Origin of the sequence: Enterococcus sp. AZ128, from assembly GCF_051714485.1 — a bacterium.
GTDB lineage: Bacteria > Bacillota > Bacilli > Lactobacillales > Enterococcaceae > Enterococcus_A.
In genome coordinates, this window is the sequence record NZ_JBIORZ010000002.1 from 964,468 (window position 1) to 981,002 (window position 16,535).

The window sequence follows — 16,535 nt, forward strand, 5'->3', positions numbered from 1 at the left end:
GTCCTCCGCTAATTTTTTTTGCATGCTACTACCAAAATAATAGATTCACAAGTAAAAAGAAAGTCTTTTATTTGCTGAATTGTAATATTAATCGCAACAAAGAACCCATCAAAAATTTCTAGTAAAATGAGTTTAGGATAACAAACTACTAGGAGTGATTTTGATGGGTTCACACAAAAAGCTTACACGAGATAATCGAAAATGTATAGAGACGATGATTTATGATGCCAAGAGTATTCAAGAAATAGCGGACAGAATTGGTGTTAGCCGAACAACGATTGATCGTGAGTTGAAACGAGTACCCGAAGATTTGATCTATAATGCCGACAATGCGCAATTAGATGCGGAAATGAAGCGCAGTGCCTGTGGTGCGAAGTCCAAATGGACTTCTGAATTCGCTTATCAGATTGAATGTGATCTTGAAGACAGCTGGTCCCCTGAACAAATTGCGAATGATCGTCAAATAGTTTCATTCAAAACCATTTACAATTGGCTCTATGCCGGTATTCTTAATGTGTCTAAACAGTGTCTGAGACATAAAGGCAGAAGACAAGAAAAACAAGAAGAGGCACGAGGCAAAATGACTGTAGGGCATACCATTGATGAACGCCCAGCTTCTGTGTCAACTCGAGAAGAATTTGGACATTGGGAGTTGGACACAGTTGTTTCTAGCAGAGGGGAAAGCAAAGCCTGCGAAGCAACGTTTATTGAACGGAAAACACGCTTTTATTGGGCGATCTCAATGAGGGATCGTACCGCGAAGTCAATGGCACAAGCGATTAAAGCTTTTGTGCAAGACCTAGGGAGTCACAAGGCATTTTTAAGCTTTACGGTCGACCGTGGGAAAGAGTTTTCTTGCTGGAAAGAAATTGAGAAAGATTTAGACGTACCTATGTATTTTTGTGATCCATACTCCCCATGGCAACGCGGATCTAACGAAAATGGGAATGGTTTATTTAGAGAATTCTTCCCTAAGGGAACTGATTTTTCAAAGGTACCCCCTACGGAGAAACAGGAAGCATTACGCAAGATAAATATGCGTCCTAAAAAAACATTGAACTGGAAAAATTGTTGGGAAGTCTTTCAAGAAGAAATGTTGCAATTAATTTGACAATTCAGCATTTAAAAAAGCGCTGATTTTTTTGAAATAAACGAATTATTTTAGCTTAAATCGAAAAAACTGCCCAAACTAGGAAAGAAACGGAAGGAATTCTTTTGTATTTTTTAGCGCTTTCAGCTACTCTTAAAGTAGTAGGAAGTTTTATTCAATCGGATAAATTTGGGCATTCTAATGATAGAGGAGACATAGCGTATGCTGTATGGAAAGAAAGATCGACGTGAAGCGAGTTATTTGGAACCGATTTTTGGATCGAGCAATGAAGAGGAAGTCTTACCGTCTTATCATTTAGGGGAAAAATCGATCGAACCGCGGATCGCCTACCAAATGATCAAAGATGATCTATTAGATGAAGGAAACGCTCGTTTGAATTTGGCGACGTTTTGTCAGACGTTTATGGAACCTGAAGCGGTCAAGCTGATGAGTGAGACGCTGGATAAAAATATGATCGATAAATCTGAGTATCCGCGGACGGCTGAAATGGAGAACCGCTGTGTGAATATCATTGCAGATCTTTGGCATGCGCAGGGACCAGAAAAATATATCGGAACTTCAACGATCGGATCTTCTGAGGCGTGTATGCTGGGCGGCATGGCGATGAAATTCGCTTGGCGCAAGCGCGCAGAGAGATTAGGCGTGGACATCCAAGCGAAGAAGCCGAATTTGATTATTTCTTCAGGTTATCAAGTATGTTGGGAAAAATTTTGTGTATATTGGGATATCGAGCTCCGTGAGATTCCTATGTCGGGGGATCAGTTGTCCTTAGATGTTGAAAAAGCAGTGGAGGCAGTCGATGACTACACGATCGGGATCGTCGGAATATTAGGAATTACGTATACTGGACAATATGACGATATCAAGAAACTGGATCAATTAGTTGAAGAGTACAATCAGCAGACCGAACATAAGGTATATATACATGTGGATGGCGCCTCGGGCGGGCTGTATGCGCCATTTGTTGAACCAGAGCTAGTTTGGGATTTTCAACTAAAGAATGTCATCTCGATTAACACCTCAGGACATAAATACGGATTGGTATACCCTGGTGTCGGGTGGGTCGTCTGGCGGGATGAAAAATACCTGCCGGAAGAATTGATCTTCAAGGTCAGCTATCTCGGTGGGGAAATGCCGACGATGGCGATCAATTTCTCACATAGTGCGTCTCAGATGATCGGTCAATATTATAACTTTGTGCGGTTTGGATTTGAAGGCTACCAAAGCATCCATCAGCGAACGCATGATGTGGCGGTTTATTTGGCTAAGGAAATTGATCAATCCCGTCATTTTGAACTCATCAACGACGGCAGTCAGCTGCCATTGGTTTGCTATCGATTGGCCGATGATAGTGAACGTAAATGGACCCTTTATGATTTGTCAGATCGCTTATTAATGAAAGGCTGGCAGGTTCCGTCTTATCCGTTGCCGAATAATTTAGCAGATCAGGTTATTCAGCGAATCGTGGTAAGAAGTGATTTTGGGATGAATATGGCCCATGATTTTATTGAAGACTTGAAAGCGGCAATTAAAGAGTTGGAAAATAGTCACTTAGTCTTTCATGAGGAGACTGAAATAAAAAATTATGGTTTTACCCATTAATAGAAACTAAGGAGGCGTTTTAGATGAAAGTTGTTTTTCATGTCGATGAGTTAGGAATGATCAGAGAGGCCCGTCATGATATCGAGCATATATTGTTGTCAGAGCCAGATGCGGACATCGTGCTGTTAATGAATGGCGAAGCGATCCAAGGCTACTTATTGCCGCGAGTGATCAAGTTTATGAAGGAGTATCCGCATGTAACTTATCAGGCGTGTCATCATTCGATGCGAAACTTCCATGTTCGTTCCAAACAAATGCATGAGCAGGTGGAGATCATCGAGTCAGGCGTAATTGGTTTAGTAGAACTGCAGGAACAAGGGTATTCATATATCAAATGCTAAAAAACGATAAGTCCTTCAATTAAAGAAGGGCTTATTTTTTCAACAAAAGGCCCACTAAATAATGGAGAAATCAGATTTTTAAAATTTCTTTAGTATACCTAACAATTGTTGCCATACTGTTGTCAACAATTGTTAGGTATACTAAAGGTACAATCAAATCGATTCACTAACTACGTATAAAATGGAGGAAAATGATGAATACAATCTATGTTTATGTTCTTGATACTTTGGCTGACTGGGAATTAGGGTATGTTACAGCAGAACTGAATTCTGGACGCTTTTTCAAAGATGGTGCGCAACGTGTTTCGCTGAAAACGGTCAGCGGATCTAAAGATCCAATCACTACAATGGGCGGAATGACAATAATCCCTGATTGCTTGATTGATGATCTTGTTGTGAATGAAACGAACGTACTGCTTTTACCTGGCGCGGATACATGGAGCGATCCAAAACATGTCGCTATCATTGAAAAAGCGAATGAATTTCTTGCTGTAGGCGCTGCAGTGGGGGCAATTTGCGGAGCCACTGTTGCACTTGCCAATGCTGGGGTATTAGATACGCGTCCACATACTAGCAATGGGGCAGGCTTCCTCGACATGTTTTCTCCTAGTTACAAGGGGCAAAACTTCTATTTTGATCAGCCATCTGTAGCGGACAGCAACTTGTTTACTGCCAGTTCAACAGGAGGATTGCTGTGGGCGAAACAAATTATTGACTATTTGGATGTTTTTCAAGCTGATACGTTGGAAGCTTGGTATAACTATTTTAGTACTGGCGAGGCAAATCACTTCTTTGCTTTGATGCAATCGTTGCCTAATAAGGATAAAGACTAAATTATCTGTCACAGACGTTTTAATGAAGCGCAATGTCCCAAAGGCTCTCTAACTTGGTGAGGGCCTTTTTTGGCGTGTCTGGAAAGGCTGGCTAATAAGCTCAGAAGGTAATCAGAAATCTAGCGTCATTGATGATTTGTATCAGGTTTTTTCTTGCTGCTAATTTAAGTGAAAGTTTTTTTGATTGCTTTAGTAGGAGTGATCGCTATGCTTTAATAATGAAGATCTCTTTCAGTTTATTTTTGCATTTATTATTGGAAAATCTTGCCATTTTAAGTAAAGGGCTTACATTGTATAGTTTACATGTAAGCGGGAGGTAGTTATGAGACAAGAAAAAATTGTTGAATACTTATATATGAAGAAGCAGGCGATTGCTCCCAAAGCATTGGCGGCCGCGTTTCAAATATCTGAACGAACGCTTGCGAATGATATCAAGTGGTTAAAGGAAATTGGTGTAACGGAAGGCTTTACGATCAACCGTATACGAGCGGCCGGTTATCAGCTGGAAATTACGGACCTAACAACTTTTCGAAGGTACCTGACGCGTTTGACACGGCAGGAACAGGTTGATAGCTCCAGTCCACAGGAGCGGATCAAAAATGTCGAACTGCTGCTTCTATTTCATGAGGAATATATCACGATGCAGCAGATTGCTGAATGGCTGGATGTGAGTTTATCTACAGTCAAGGCGGACATCAAACAGGTGGAGCAGTTTTGTGAAAGATATGGACTGACCCTTTTCAGCAAAGCCCACTATGGTTTAAGGATTATTGGGTCGGAAAGTAAAAAGCGCAGAGCGATTCTGTATCTGATCCGCAATACCATCCGCACGCCCGTATTGACAGAAAAATACAAGGAGTTCAACTTCGTCTTTAATGAAGAAGGATTGCGGCAGTTTTTAAAAAGACAGCTGTTGGCTAATCAACTGAAGATCGGAGACATTGTTTTTGAAAATGTGGTTCAGCACATTCGGCTGCTTTGTTTCCGGATTCTGCAAAACAATACCTTGAGTGGCGAAGAGGCGGAGGAAAGTAAAACGAGTGATGATTTTGATCGCTTAACAGAAAAATTAGTGGCTTACTTAGAAGCTACTTATCAGCTGACATTCTCCAGTGCTGAAAAAAAATACTTGGAAGAACAGCTTCGCGGGAAATTTACTGTTTTGGATGATCCAGCCAGTAATCAGCAATTGAAACTGGCGATCGAAAAAGCATTGGAGCAGGTTGACCGACGCTACCATACACATTTTCGGGAGGATCAAGACCTAGCCAATGCCTTATTGATGCATGTGGCGCCGCTGCTTCAGCGGTTGTATACAGGCCATCAATTAGAGAATCCGATCATTGAAGACATATACACACAATATGCCAATGTTTTTAATGTCGCGATGGTTTTCATCAATGAGCTGAATGAAGACCTCGATGCAGACATTAGTAAAGACGAGATTGGTTACGTGGCGATTTACTTTGCGGCTAGTTTGGAAAAACAATCCAATCAGCTGATCGAGGATTATCAAAAGATTGCGGTGATTTGTTCGACAGGTGGCGGAGCCGCATATTTATTAAAAGTCAATTTGGAACGACTATTTAGTAATGCTGAGGTGGCGACCTTCGCGTTAAATGAGATCGATCAAATCGATTCAAGCTTTGATCTGCTGATCTCAACAGTTCCACTTGAACAGGCCAATTTTGAGATTCCGATCATTTTTACGAAGACGATTTTGAGCCAGGCGGAAATCAGTAAAATCGAAAAAGATCTGAATTTGCTACGGGAGTCGCAAAACAAGGTGCATGACGTTAACCAATTTATTCTTAGTTTGTTTGATCCCAACTGGTTTCAGATCTTGGAGACGGCGCCAGATTATCTGCACGTTTTAGAAAATGAAGGGACTCGTTTGGAAGAACAGAATTGGGTCGAGTCAGGGTTTAAGCAAAGTGTTTTAGAACGAGAAAAGATGATCGATACGATTTATCAACATGGAATCGCTGGTCCCCATCCTATGGAGCAGGCGGCACTCAAAGAGGTTATCGACGTGGTTTTGTTGAAAAAACCGTTGATATATCGTGAAAAGCAGGTCAGGGTCATTTTTCTGATCAACATCAAGAAAGACCATTTGAATCTGCATAAGGAAATCAGTCGTCTAATGATCAAAATGATGGATGATCCGATGTTAGATAATCAACTACAAAAAATCACACATTTTCAAGACTTCACGTCTTATATGAAAAGTTTAATGAAAGAAGGATAAAAAGAATGAGCGATCAAGAAATGGATATTTTCAAAATTATTTCTGCAGCAGGAGATTCGCGAGGCTCTGCGTTTGAAGCGTTACGACTCGCACGAAAAGGCAAGTTTGCTGAGGCTGAGGCTAAGATGCAAGAGGCCAAAGAGAAAAGTATCGATGCTCATGATGTGCAGACAAAATTGATCACGGGAGAAATCAATGGGGATAAAACGGAAACGAGCTTATTGATGGTTCATGCCCAGGATCATTTGATGACCAGCATTTTAGCTCGTGATTTGATCGAAGAAATGATCGGTATGTTAAAGGAACAAAGCGAAGCTAAAGCTTTGCATTAAGATAAAAATTTTTAGGGGGATATCACATGAAAACATTACTAGTTTGTGCTGGGGGCTTCTCAACAACCATGATGATGGAGTCAATGAAGAAAATTGTCAAAGAATCAAAAAATTTGGATGAAAAGGATTATCCAATGGAAGCGATCGGTGTCGATAAATTGGAACGCTACATCAATGACTATGATGTAATTTTGGTTGGCCCGCAATTGAGTCACAAATATGATTTTATTAAAGGTGAAGCGGAGAAAGCAGAGAAACCGACTGTTCTATTGACTTCAGATATTTATGGATCAATGGATGGCGCGACCGTGATGAAACAAGCATTAGTGGCTTATCGCAAAAATCAAGCATTGAAAAATCAATAGTTAGGAGCGAAAAAAATGGAAAATCCAAAGAAACAGGGTGCCTTTGAAAAGGTAGAAGCATTCATTCGTAAAACATTGGTTCCAATTGCCAACAAAGTTGACAGTAATCCGTACTTAACTGCTATTAAAAAAGGGATGGTCGTGATGACCCCGGTACTATTATTGGGTTCTATCGCAGCGATCTTCCCGTCTATCCCAGAGTTTATCAAGACACAGGCAGTTGCAAATTGGTTTGAGAATTATGGGTATATTTTTGGGATTATTTCGAAGGTCTCACTAGGTTTGGTTGGGTTATATGCTGTTTTAGCAATCTCGTATTTTCTGAGTGAACACTATAAATTGTATACCGTCGGCTCTATGATGCTTTCAGCGATTGCTTTTTTGATCGTCGCGATGGATGTCGATGACAATGGGAATATCGTTGCTTCATATCTAGATTCAAAGGGGTTATTCACGGCAATCTTTGTTGCTATTATTTCAGTAAAAATTTATCAGTTCTTTACGAAGCATAAATTGGTCATTAAAATGCCTGAAGGGGTGCCGGATTTTGTTTCTAGTTCCTTTGAGTTGATTACACCAACTGCCGCGATCGGAATTTTGTTCATCGTGATCCGGGCAGTGACGGATAGTTTGTCTGGCGGTGTGCTGCTGCCGCAAGTGATTATGAATGTTTTAGCACCAGCAATCGGCAGTCTTGATTCATTATGGATCATTTACTTTGTCTTAGTTTTACGTCTAGTTTTTTGGTTCTTCGGAATTCATTCAGCTGTATTGTCTCCGATCCTTTCACCGATTGCGGTACAGTATTTGTCAGAAAACATTGCCGCTCATGAAGCTGGGGAACCTTTACAGCACGTGATTACAAATGGAACCTTGTCAGCTTTTGCAAATTTCTCTGGTTCAGGAGTTACGATTGGTCTAGTTTTAGCGATGCTGATCAGTAAGTCGTTACGCTATAAAAAAGTCGGAGCAGTAGCCTTGCTGCCGTCGCTATTTGGTATCAATGAACCCGTACTTTTCGGTGTGCCGATTATTTTGAATCCAGTCTTGATGATTCCATTTATCTTCGGCGGTGCCCTAGTGGGTATGTTCCCAATGATTTGTATGAAATTAGGATTGTTGAACTTCCCGATTTTTGATCCGCCGTACGTACCAGTATTTATGGAAGGCTTTCTGACCGGCTTTGACTGGCGGGCAATCATTATCCAAGTGATTCAAGTCGCGATGTCTTTTGGTTTATACTTGCCGTTCTTTAAAGTGTTAGAAAAACAAGAATTAGAACGAGAAGCATTATTAGAAGCAGAAAAAGCCAACTCTGTCATTTCAGATGACGACGAACAATATTTAACAGATATTGATTTCTAGCCAAAAAGGACAGTTGCGACTGTCCTTTTTGTTTTAAGGATGCCAGATGAATTTCTTTCGATGTAAAAAATAAATACCTTAATAGGGATTGGGAGTGCAACGAATGAAAATAGCTGAATTACGGAAAAAATTAGCTGAAGAAAAATTAGCAGGACTTTTGGTAACGGATAAAATCAATCGCCGCTATTTATGCGGCTTTACAGGATCGAATGGATTATTGCTAGTCACAGAAAAAGAGTTGCGTCTATTTGTTGATGGCCGTTATACACAGCAGGCTCAGCAGCAAACTCGAGGGGTCGAAATTTGTGATATACCTGTTGGCGGAAGTTTAATTGAAACATTACGTCCTTTTGTTGAAGGCACAACGCTGGGAATTGAAGCAGGAACGATTGCTTATCAGACTTTTAAAAGCTTCCAGGTTTTAATGGAAGAAGTTAATGGAGGTCTTGTCGCAACGGAGAATATTATTGAAGAATTGCGAATGATCAAAACGCCAGAGGAAATCCGTCTGATCAAACAAGCGGCGCTGATCGCTGATCAGACGCTGGAAGTGATCCTGCCGCTGATTCGTATTGGCATGACAGAATTGGAACTAGCGAATGAAATCGACTATCGCAGCAAAAAATTAGGCAGCGAGGGCCCCGCTTTCGAAACGATCGTAGCTTCAGGTGTACGGACTGCTTTGCCTCATGCTCATGCAAGTCAGAAAAAAATTGAAGCCGATGAGCTGATTATGATCGATTTTGGTTCGATCTATCAGGGGTATTATTCAGATATCACTCGAACGTTTGCTTTTGGTGAAGTAGCTGAAGCAATCAAAGCAACCTATCGAAAAGTTCTCACTGCCCAAGAACAAGCAATCACGGCGGTGGCTGTCGGGAAAGCGTTAGGGACGATTGACCAAACGGCGCGACAGGCTTTGGAAAAAGAAAATCTTGCTCAGTATTTCAGTCATAATCTGGGGCATGGGATCGGACTTTCTTGCCATGAATATCCTGCCTTGGCACCCAAAGAGTTCTTGACCATCGAAAAGAATATGAGCTTTACGATCGAACCGGGCGTGTATCTGCCAGATAGGTTCGGAATTCGCATCGAGGATGATGTGTTTGTGAATGAAGTCGGGAACGCCGAGATTTTGACTCAGTTTAGCAAGGAGTGGATGACAATTGACTGCAACCGATAAATTATTGATGAAATTATCCAATTTAGACGCACTGCCGGGACAAGAAGCACAAGTCCAAGCCGCTATGCAAGAAACGATTCAAGCACCAGTAACAAAGGATACTTTCGGTAATCTTTATTTTGGTGACTTGAAAACAACGAAGAAAAAAATCGCGTTGTATGCTCATATGGACGAGGTGGGTTTTTTCGTCCATCGCATAACGGAAGATGGTTTTGTCTATTTTTATCCAATTGGCGGCTGGTGGGGTCATGTGGTTTTGGGACAGCAGGTAAGGGCGACTTGTCGCAAAAATGGAGCCATTTTAGAAGGAATTGTGGGAACGCTGCCCAAAACAAGTCATAAAATGTCCGAAGTTGTTCCAATCAACGAAATGTACATTGATTTTGGCGTTCATTCAAACGTCGAATTAGAAGAAGCAGGGTTACAGATCGGTGACATGATTTTACCCAATACGCAGGCGAAGAAAAGCTTCAATCAGGAAAAAGTCATTGGAAAAGCATTGGATGATCGAGTAGCCTGTACCGTAATGGCACAAGTTAAAAATCAAGTAAAAACAAAAACTATTGAAGTTATCGGTGTTGGAACGGTTCAAGAGGAGGCAGGAACACGCGGCTCGAAAGTTGCGGCGGCACAGGTTGATGCCGAGATTAATATCGTGATTGATGTCGCCAATGGGAAAGATACGCCCAAAGCAGCAGAATTTGAAAATCGTGTTCAAGGGCATGGACCAGGTCTGGTTTTAGCAGATAAAACTGCGCTAGGGAATATAAAATTATTAGACTACTGTAAAGAAGTCGCCGATAAAAATCAACTTCCGTGGCAGTATGATCTGCTGGGCGGGGGTGGTACGGATGCCGGATCGGTTCAACTATTTGCTGGAAAACCGACTTTAGTCTTGTGCGTACCGGTTCGCTATTGCCATTCATGGAATTCGATTGTGGAAATTGCTGATGTGGAAGCAACGATCGATTTGTTATCTGCGGTTATTCGGTCATTAGATGAAGGAGGTATCGATCTTGAGCAATTTTAACGAGCCGCGTTCACGATACGGCACTTATTCGACCCAATGGGATTATGTTCAAGACCGCTTCGGCGAAAAGGATTTGTTGCCTTTTTCCATTTCAGATACAGATTTTATGATTCCTGATGGAACGATCAAAGTGTTGGATGAGGCAGTTACCCGTGGTTTCTTTGGCTACACTCGCTGGAATCATTTGGACTACAAGAAAAGTATCAGCTGCTGGTTCCAACAGGAATTTGCTTGCGCCATTGATCCTGAATGGTGTGTTTACTCTCCTAGTGTGATCTACAGCTTATCGGTTTGTATCCAATTATTAAGCCAACAAGGGGATAAGGTTGTGACCTTCACTCCGTGTTATGATGCTTTTTTCAATTGTATTGGCGGCAATGATCGGAAATTAGTCGGTTTTTCCCTGACAAATCAGAATGAAGCCTTCACCGTTGATTTTACAGCGTTAGAAAAAGTTTTTGCTGCCGAGAAACCAGCAATTTTTCTGTTATGCAATCCTCATAACCCGACTGGGCGAGTATTAACAGAAACAGAATTAGCCCAATTAATCGAGTTATGTAATCAATATCACGTCGCGATTATCAGCGATGAGATTCATATGGATGTTCGCCGACCTGGACAGCAGCATTTGCCGATTTTGAAATTTATTGATCACATTGAGGTTCCTGTTGTCTTAATCTCATCAGCCTCAAAAACCTTTAATTCTCCAGGGCTGGGCGGTTCTTATGCATTATTCTCAGATGCTGACTTTCGAGAAAAATTTCTGAGTATTTTAAAAGGACGGGATGGCTTATCTTCGATTCCATATCCTGCATTATTGGCCACCATGGATTGCTACAACAATCAAAAAAAATGGGTGGAAGAATTAAATCAGACAGTTGATGAAAATTTTGCTGAATTAAAAAAAATAATCGATAGTGATCCCCGCATTCATTTTGCCATTCCTGAGGCGACCTATCTTGGCTGGATCAATATCAAAGATTTACCTTTTACGATGGGAGAACTACAGAATGTTTTAGTAAAACAAGAAAAGGTCGCGATTATGAAAGGCGCGACTTATGGACCAGAAGGAGATACCTATCTGCGTTTCAATCTAGGCGCTCCTAAAGAAAAAATAATCGACGGAGCCCAACGTTTGATGCGGGCAATTCGATGGTTAGATGAAAGATCCTCTTAGCAGAGGGTCTTTTTTGTGCAATATAGAAATCAAGGCTTAATAATCCCTTCGACTCTGTTAAAATAAACTAAAACGAGGGTGATCTTAATTAGTAAAGCGATCTTAATGCTCCATGAAATTTATGGCGTCAATGATTTTATGTGTGATCAAATTGATTATTTTGAAAAAATGGGTTTTTACGTTTATTGTCCGAATTTTTTGGCGCGCGCGCCTTTTTCTTATCAGGAGGCTGAGCAGGCCTATGCGTATTATTATTCTCTGAATCAAGCCGATATGCGAAAAAGAGTCGCTGACTTGATCGAGGAATTAACCATGCTTCATGAGTTCGTGTATGTTATAGGCTATAGTGTTGGCGGGACACTGGCATGGCTTTGTAGTGAAGAAGAGTCTTGTGATGGCGTGATCGCCTGTTACGGTTCTAGAATCAGAGACCATCTTAAAATCACCCCTACATGCAAGACACTCCTGCTTTTTTCACAAGAATCAGCTTTTTCAGTGGAGCCATTGGTTCTAGATTTAAACAAGAAGCAGCATGTTACTACTCGCTTATTTGAAGCGGAGCATGGTTTTCTTGATTCTTATTCTTCGAATTATAATGAGGATGTCGCGAGAGAAGCGCAAAGAGAAATTGACTGTTTTATCAGGAACACTTAAAAGCAGAGAAGCAGCCCTTAATCAGCGGGCTACTTCTCTGCTTTTTCGTTCCATTTTTTGGGGCTCCAGATATTGCCTTCCAAAGCGACCTGCAGACTTTCATTGTCATCTTCTAATTGTTCGATGTATTTAACTGCTTCGTCGACGATAAAATGATACTTTTCATCTGAAATCGCGGCTAATTGTTCCTGCAACCATGTGTTTCGCATTTACTTCACCTCGAAAGCAGTGTAGCATAGAATTAGTTGATGGTCGGTACATGATGCTTGGGAGGAATTATACAATGGAAATGAATGAAAGCGTTCTTATTGAGGCGCGGGCAGAGTTAGCCGCAGCGAAAATCGAGCTGGAACGATTAAAGCAGTTAGATTACTTTAGTGAGTTAAAGGATGAGCGGATCAAATCAGTGAAGCAGGAAATCCAACAGGCCGAACGCCTTTTAGATCTGCAAGCAGATTCTTAGCCATCTAAATTTCTCGATGGTAAAATAATTTTAGAAATAAATTTCGATTATTTTATCAAAGGAGTGTTTATTATGGCAAACAACGATGAACTAAAAGGTAAAGTGAACGAAGCAAAAGGAAAAGTTACCGACGATGAATCAACTGAATTAAAAGGAAAGATTCAACAAGGCTTCGGCAAAGCAAAAGACAAAGTAAAAGAGACAGCAGATGATGTTGCTGGTAAAATCAACAAAAAAATCGACAAAGAAAAAGAAGATTAATTTGTGGACCTGCTGATATGGCAGGTCTTTTTTTGACCGACGTTTTCGTTTGATTAATGTTCTAGTGAGAGTAGGGTAAAAAAATGAATGATTGCTAGTGTTGAGGCTTCAGTTTTTAATGAAAGCCTTTTTTGTTTGTTTTATAATAGGGTAGAAGAAAACGGAGGGAGGAAGGAGAAGTGACGGGACCGACACTGTTGGTTGTAGACATCCAGACTGGAACATTAGCACCATTGATTGGAAAAGAAAAGCTTTTAAAGCATGTGAATGACTTGATCGATCATTTTCATAAAGCAGGGCGCCCAGTCGTTTTTATTAAAAAGACCGGATATGGGGAGCTTTCAAAGAGTTTGCATCGTGAGGCGAATGACCTCACCATAACAAAGGTTCAGATGAATACCTTTAAAGCGTCAGAATTTAGATCGTTGATTGCGGAACATGAGTTTAAAGAGTTTGTGGTGGTTGGATTGATGAGTAACGCTTGCGTTCAGAGCACCTGTAAAGGCGCGCTGGCTGAAAATTTCCCTGTGACATTGATTGAGGATGCTCACGACTCTGTTATTAAGCCTATGCGAAATATATGGAACAAGAAACTGAAAAATTCTGGGGTCACGACAATGACCACTAGCGACTATTTAGAAAAATGAAAAGGAGCGAATGATAGTGCGTATTTTAGTAGTAGGCGGTAAAGGAACGATCGGACAGGCTATCGTTGAGAAATTGAATGAACAGCATGAATTAATTTTAGCAGGCAGAACAAGCGGGGATATCCAAGTCGATTTGACCTCGGTGGACAGTATCGAAGCGATGTTTAAAAAAGTCGGTCATATAGATGCGATTGTGAATGCGTCGGGGACCGCGAAGTTTCAATTAGTAGAAGAAATGACACCAGAAGACAACATGGTGGCGGTGCAAAGCAAGTTACTGGGACAAATCAATTTGGCGTTGATCGGACAAAAATATTTGCGTCGGGATGGCAGTATAACCTTGACGACAGGGATCATGAAGGATGATCCGATTCCTGGCGGAGCGTCGGCCGCGATGGCGAACGGCGGTGTTAGCGCCTTTGTAAAAGCAGCGGCGATCGACTTTACCCAGGGGATTCGAATCAATTGTGTCAGTCCGAATGTTTTGGTGGAATCCTATGATAAGTATCAAGATTCATTTAAAGGCTTTGTTCCTGTACCGGCAGAGCGTGTAGCGATGGCTTATGTAAAAAGTGTTGAAGGCAAGCAAACGGGACAAGAATACCAAGTTTATTAAAAAAGGATCACTTTCGAAAAAAAACGGAAGTGATTTTTTTTATGGAAAAAAGGACAGTTTATCGAACGGATTACTGGCTAAAATTCCTTTCAAGCAGTTTAGACAGCTTAATCAATAATTAATAAGAAAAATAGTAATATTTTGCCTTTTCCTTTTCGGATTTGTGAAATTCTGGCTGACCTATTTGGGAAATGTATGATTCTCAAGTAAGTTCCTTTACAATTTAGCTAAAGAAAACGCATTCAACAAAGGGAATGAGGTGAAAATCCTCAGCAGCCCCTTTCTACTGTATACGCGGACGAAATCAATGAAGCCACTTTACGGGAAGGCTTGAGAGTAGGATGATGCAAAGTCAGGATACCTTTGTTGGGAGCGATAAGAGAATGGATTGGGAAATTCTTTTATACTGCAATCAGACAGAGGTTGGATAATACTGTTTTTTTGTCGTATAAATTTGCCCTAATTCATTGAATTAGGGTTTTTTGGCATGTTGAAAAGACAACAGATAAGTATGTGGAAACTAATAGGAGAGAAAAATGAGTATTCAGAGGAGCAGTCATCGAATCATTCAAATAATCATCGTATTATTCGGCATCAGTTTTTTGACCTTTTTACTGGTTTATTTATCACCAGGCGATCCGGCAGAAATCATGCTGACAGAATGCGGAAATATTCCCACACCGGAATTATTAGCGCAGGCTAGAAAGGATCTGGGGTTGGATCAGCCCTTCTTTGTTCAGTACGGAGGTTGGCTGAAGGGTGTAGTGACAGGGGATATGGGGATGAGTTATTCCTTTAAAGTTCCGGTTTTTCAAAAATTACTCTCGTGTCTGATTCCCACAGTGGCATTAGCGGTCTCTTCCTTGTTATTAATGATCGCCGTCTCCTTTCCTTTAGGGGTATTGTCCGCGGTTTTTCATAATAAAGTCTTAGATTATTTGATCCGCGGCTTTTCATTTATCGGGATATCGATTCCTAGCTTTTGGATCGGGCTTATTTTATTACGGATTTTTGGGGTGAATTTAGGCTGGGGCTCTGTTTCGGGCGGAACAGCTGATGGGCGCTCGCTGATTTTACCAGCAGTGACTTTAGCGATAGCGATGTCTGCGAAACATACGCGGCAGGTTCGAATTACTGTTCTGGAAGAATTGAATAAGGACTACGTGACCGGCGCCAGGATGCGGGGAATTCCAGAAAATAAGATCTTGCTTCGTCATGTTTTAACCAACGTATTGTTACCGTTAGTAACGATTTTAGGCTTGTCTTTTGGAAGTTTATTGGGCGGGACAGCAGTCGTAGAGATTATTTACAACTGGCCGGGATTAGGGAATATGGCGGTCAAGGCAATTGCTTGTCGTGATTTCCCTTTGATTCAGGGCTATGTACTAATGATCTCTTTACTATATATGACGATCAATTGTTTCGTTGATTTATCTTATCCATTGATCGATCCGCGACTAAAGGAGCATAAATCATGAAAAGACGCTTAGCTTTGTTGCAAACGAATCGACAACTGACAATTTCTTTAGTTTTACTGATAATTATTCTTTTGGTGGCAGTGTTTGCTGAGCAATTGGCCCCATTCGATCCATTATCAGCCGATATGAACAAATCGCTGACAGCACCAAACAGTATCAATAAATTTGGGACGGATAAGCTGGGCAGAGACCTGTTATCCAGAATTATTTTTGGAACCCGGGCCTCATTAGGATCAACGGTGATCATGGTAGGAATTATTTTTATATTAGGAACTTTTTTAGGTATTTTGGCGGGCTTTTTCGGCGGCTGGGTGGATCATGTGATCATGCGTCTGGCGGACATGATGATCTCTTTTCCCGGTTTAGTGCTGGCGATCGCGATCGCAGGTGTATTAGGTCCAAACTTGGTCAATGCAGTGATCGCAATAACCGCTGTCAGCTGGACGAAATATGCCAGATTATCCCGCAGTTTAGTTCTGCGAATCAATGAGAGCTTATTCATGAAGGCTGCATTGGTAACAGGAACCAGCAATAGACGGTTGATGTCCCACTACATTTTACCGAATATTTTTCCACCAATGCTGATAACAGCAATGACTGACATGGGAACGTTGATGTTGGAAATTGCAGCCCTATCTTTTTTAGGCTTTGGTGCGCAGGCACCTGCTCCAGAGTGGGGGTTGATGTTAAACGAGGGGAGGACTTATCTGACAACAGCGCCGTGGCTGATGATCTATCCCGGCCTTACGATGGTCATAGTAGTAGTGACGTTTAATCTTTTGGGCGATAGTGTAAGTGATTTGTTAGATACGCAGAATTAATACGAGGA

19 protein-coding genes and 1 riboswitch are annotated in these 16,535 nt (G+C 41.2%); of the genes, 18 read left to right on the top strand and 1 reads right to left on the bottom strand.

Going from position 1 to position 16,535, the window contains the following annotated elements; genetic code table 11:
* Positions 1-163 precede the first annotated feature (163 nt).
* The 12 genes from IGI38_RS16470 (at position 164) to IGI38_RS16525 (ending at position 12,241) form a co-directional block, all read left to right on the top strand.
* Complete coding sequence (locus IGI38_RS16470; RefSeq protein WP_438725454.1) at positions 164-1,111, top strand: IS30 family transposase; 948 nt, start codon at positions 164-166, stop codon at positions 1,109-1,111.
* A gap of 201 nt (positions 1,112-1,312) precedes the next feature.
* Positions 1,313-2,713, top strand: coding sequence for a glutamate decarboxylase (locus IGI38_RS16475; protein WP_438732567.1), 1,401 nt, complete (start codon positions 1,313-1,315; stop codon positions 2,711-2,713).
* A gap of 23 nt (positions 2,714-2,736) precedes the next feature.
* Positions 2,737-3,054 carry a DsrE family protein gene (locus IGI38_RS16480; protein WP_438732568.1) on the top strand — a complete coding sequence of 106 codons (318 nt, stop codon included), beginning with the start codon at positions 2,737-2,739 and terminating at the stop codon, positions 3,052-3,054.
* Between the two features lie 194 nt (positions 3,055-3,248).
* A complete protein-coding gene (locus IGI38_RS16485) occupies positions 3,249-3,887 on the top strand; it encodes a type 1 glutamine amidotransferase family protein (RefSeq protein ID WP_438732569.1) in 639 nt (212 codons plus the stop codon).
* Between the two features lie 322 nt (positions 3,888-4,209).
* Positions 4,210-6,135, top strand: coding sequence for a BglG family transcription antiterminator (locus tag IGI38_RS16490; RefSeq protein ID WP_438732571.1), 1,926 nt, complete (start codon positions 4,210-4,212; stop codon positions 6,133-6,135).
* Between the two features lie 5 nt (positions 6,136-6,140).
* The gene (locus IGI38_RS16495) at positions 6,141-6,467 is read left to right on the top strand and encodes a PTS lactose/cellobiose transporter subunit IIA (protein WP_438732572.1); all 327 of its coding nucleotides are present in this window, start codon (positions 6,141-6,143) and stop codon (positions 6,465-6,467) included.
* 26 nt (positions 6,468-6,493) lie between these two features.
* The gene (locus IGI38_RS16500; protein WP_438732573.1) at positions 6,494-6,832 is read left to right on the top strand and encodes a PTS sugar transporter subunit IIB; all 339 of its coding nucleotides are present in this window, start codon (positions 6,494-6,496) and stop codon (positions 6,830-6,832) included.
* Between the two features lie 15 nt (positions 6,833-6,847).
* The gene (locus IGI38_RS16505) at positions 6,848-8,197 is read left to right on the top strand and encodes a PTS sugar transporter subunit IIC (RefSeq protein ID WP_438732575.1); all 1,350 of its coding nucleotides are present in this window, start codon (positions 6,848-6,850) and stop codon (positions 8,195-8,197) included.
* Between the two features lie 103 nt (positions 8,198-8,300).
* Positions 8,301-9,380: a M24 family metallopeptidase gene (locus IGI38_RS16510; RefSeq protein ID WP_438732577.1), complete on the top strand. Its 1,080-nt coding sequence runs from the start codon at positions 8,301-8,303 to the stop codon at positions 9,378-9,380.
* Positions 9,364-10,410: a M42 family metallopeptidase gene (locus tag IGI38_RS16515; RefSeq protein WP_438732579.1), complete on the top strand. Its 1,047-nt coding sequence runs from the start codon at positions 9,364-9,366 to the stop codon at positions 10,408-10,410. Before IGI38_RS16510 ends, IGI38_RS16515 begins: the two co-directional genes overlap by 17 nt.
* Positions 10,397-11,587: a MalY/PatB family protein gene (locus IGI38_RS16520; protein WP_438732581.1), complete on the top strand. Its 1,191-nt coding sequence runs from the start codon at positions 10,397-10,399 to the stop codon at positions 11,585-11,587. Before IGI38_RS16515 ends, IGI38_RS16520 begins: the two co-directional genes overlap by 14 nt.
* A gap of 105 nt (positions 11,588-11,692) precedes the next feature.
* Positions 11,693-12,241 carry a dienelactone hydrolase family protein gene (locus IGI38_RS16525; RefSeq protein WP_438732582.1) on the top strand — a complete coding sequence of 183 codons (549 nt, stop codon included), beginning with the start codon at positions 11,693-11,695 and terminating at the stop codon, positions 12,239-12,241.
* 29 nt (positions 12,242-12,270) lie between these two features.
* Here IGI38_RS16525 and IGI38_RS16530 read toward each other — a convergent pair whose 3' ends face one another.
* Complete coding sequence (locus IGI38_RS16530; protein ID WP_438732584.1) at positions 12,271-12,450, bottom strand: hypothetical protein; 180 nt, start codon at positions 12,448-12,450, stop codon at positions 12,271-12,273.
* 74 nt (positions 12,451-12,524) lie between these two features.
* Here IGI38_RS16530 and IGI38_RS16535 point away from each other — a divergent pair, with 74 nt between their 5' ends.
* From IGI38_RS16535 to nikC, 6 genes are all read left to right on the top strand, one after another.
* Positions 12,525-12,704, top strand: a complete 180-nt coding sequence (locus IGI38_RS16535) for a hypothetical protein (RefSeq protein ID WP_438732585.1) — start codon at positions 12,525-12,527, stop codon at positions 12,702-12,704.
* Positions 12,705-12,776: 72 nt separating this feature from the next.
* Entirely contained in the window at positions 12,777-12,965 is a 189-nt protein-coding gene (locus tag IGI38_RS16540; RefSeq protein ID WP_438732587.1) for a CsbD family protein, read from the top strand.
* Between the two features lie 179 nt (positions 12,966-13,144).
* Complete coding sequence (locus IGI38_RS16545) at positions 13,145-13,612, top strand: cysteine hydrolase family protein (protein ID WP_438732589.1); 468 nt, start codon at positions 13,145-13,147, stop codon at positions 13,610-13,612.
* A gap of 16 nt (positions 13,613-13,628) precedes the next feature.
* Positions 13,629-14,228 (top strand): short chain dehydrogenase, encoded by a 600-nt coding sequence (locus IGI38_RS16550; RefSeq protein ID WP_438732591.1) that lies wholly within the window; start codon positions 13,629-13,631, stop codon positions 14,226-14,228.
* A 205-nt stretch (positions 14,229-14,433) separates the two neighbouring features.
* Positions 14,434-14,607, top strand: a riboswitch (cobalamin riboswitch).
* 157 nt (positions 14,608-14,764) lie between these two features.
* Complete coding sequence (gene nikB, locus IGI38_RS16555) at positions 14,765-15,706, top strand: nickel ABC transporter permease (protein ID WP_438732593.1); 942 nt, start codon at positions 14,765-14,767, stop codon at positions 15,704-15,706.
* On the top strand, positions 15,703-16,527 hold the full coding sequence (nikC, locus tag IGI38_RS16560) for a nickel transporter permease (protein WP_438732595.1): 825 nt from the start codon (positions 15,703-15,705) through the stop codon (positions 16,525-16,527). Before nikB ends, nikC begins: the two co-directional genes overlap by 4 nt.
* Positions 16,528-16,535: the final 8 nt, after the last annotated feature.

What these genes read in the sequence shown, in the direction of transcription:
- IGI38_RS16470 (WP_438725454.1), top strand. Translation starts at nt 164, where the DNA reads ATGGGTTCACACAAAAAGCTTACACGAGATAATCGAAAATGTATAGAG.
- IGI38_RS16475 (WP_438732567.1), top strand. Translation starts at nt 1,313, where the DNA reads ATGCTGTATGGAAAGAAAGATCGACGTGAAGCGAGTTATTTGGAACCG.
- IGI38_RS16480 (WP_438732568.1), top strand. Translation starts at nt 2,737, where the DNA reads ATGAAAGTTGTTTTTCATGTCGATGAGTTAGGAATGATCAGAGAGGCC.
- IGI38_RS16485 (WP_438732569.1), top strand. Translation starts at nt 3,249, where the DNA reads ATGAATACAATCTATGTTTATGTTCTTGATACTTTGGCTGACTGGGAA.
- IGI38_RS16490 (WP_438732571.1), top strand. Translation starts at nt 4,210, where the DNA reads ATGAGACAAGAAAAAATTGTTGAATACTTATATATGAAGAAGCAGGCG.
- IGI38_RS16495 (WP_438732572.1), top strand. Translation starts at nt 6,141, where the DNA reads ATGAGCGATCAAGAAATGGATATTTTCAAAATTATTTCTGCAGCAGGA.
- IGI38_RS16500 (WP_438732573.1), top strand. Translation starts at nt 6,494, where the DNA reads ATGAAAACATTACTAGTTTGTGCTGGGGGCTTCTCAACAACCATGATG.
- IGI38_RS16505 (WP_438732575.1), top strand. Translation starts at nt 6,848, where the DNA reads ATGGAAAATCCAAAGAAACAGGGTGCCTTTGAAAAGGTAGAAGCATTC.
- IGI38_RS16510 (WP_438732577.1), top strand. Translation starts at nt 8,301, where the DNA reads ATGAAAATAGCTGAATTACGGAAAAAATTAGCTGAAGAAAAATTAGCA.
- IGI38_RS16525 (WP_438732582.1), top strand. Translation starts at nt 11,693, where the DNA reads ATGCTCCATGAAATTTATGGCGTCAATGATTTTATGTGTGATCAAATT.
- IGI38_RS16530 (WP_438732584.1), bottom strand. Translation starts at nt 12,450, where the DNA reads ATGCGAAACACATGGTTGCAGGAACAATTAGCCGCGATTTCAGATGAA.
- IGI38_RS16535 (WP_438732585.1), top strand. Translation starts at nt 12,525, where the DNA reads ATGGAAATGAATGAAAGCGTTCTTATTGAGGCGCGGGCAGAGTTAGCC.
- IGI38_RS16540 (WP_438732587.1), top strand. Translation starts at nt 12,777, where the DNA reads ATGGCAAACAACGATGAACTAAAAGGTAAAGTGAACGAAGCAAAAGGA.
- nikB (WP_438732593.1), top strand. Translation starts at nt 14,765, where the DNA reads ATGAGTATTCAGAGGAGCAGTCATCGAATCATTCAAATAATCATCGTA.
- nikC (WP_438732595.1), top strand. Translation starts at nt 15,703, where the DNA reads ATGAAAAGACGCTTAGCTTTGTTGCAAACGAATCGACAACTGACAATT.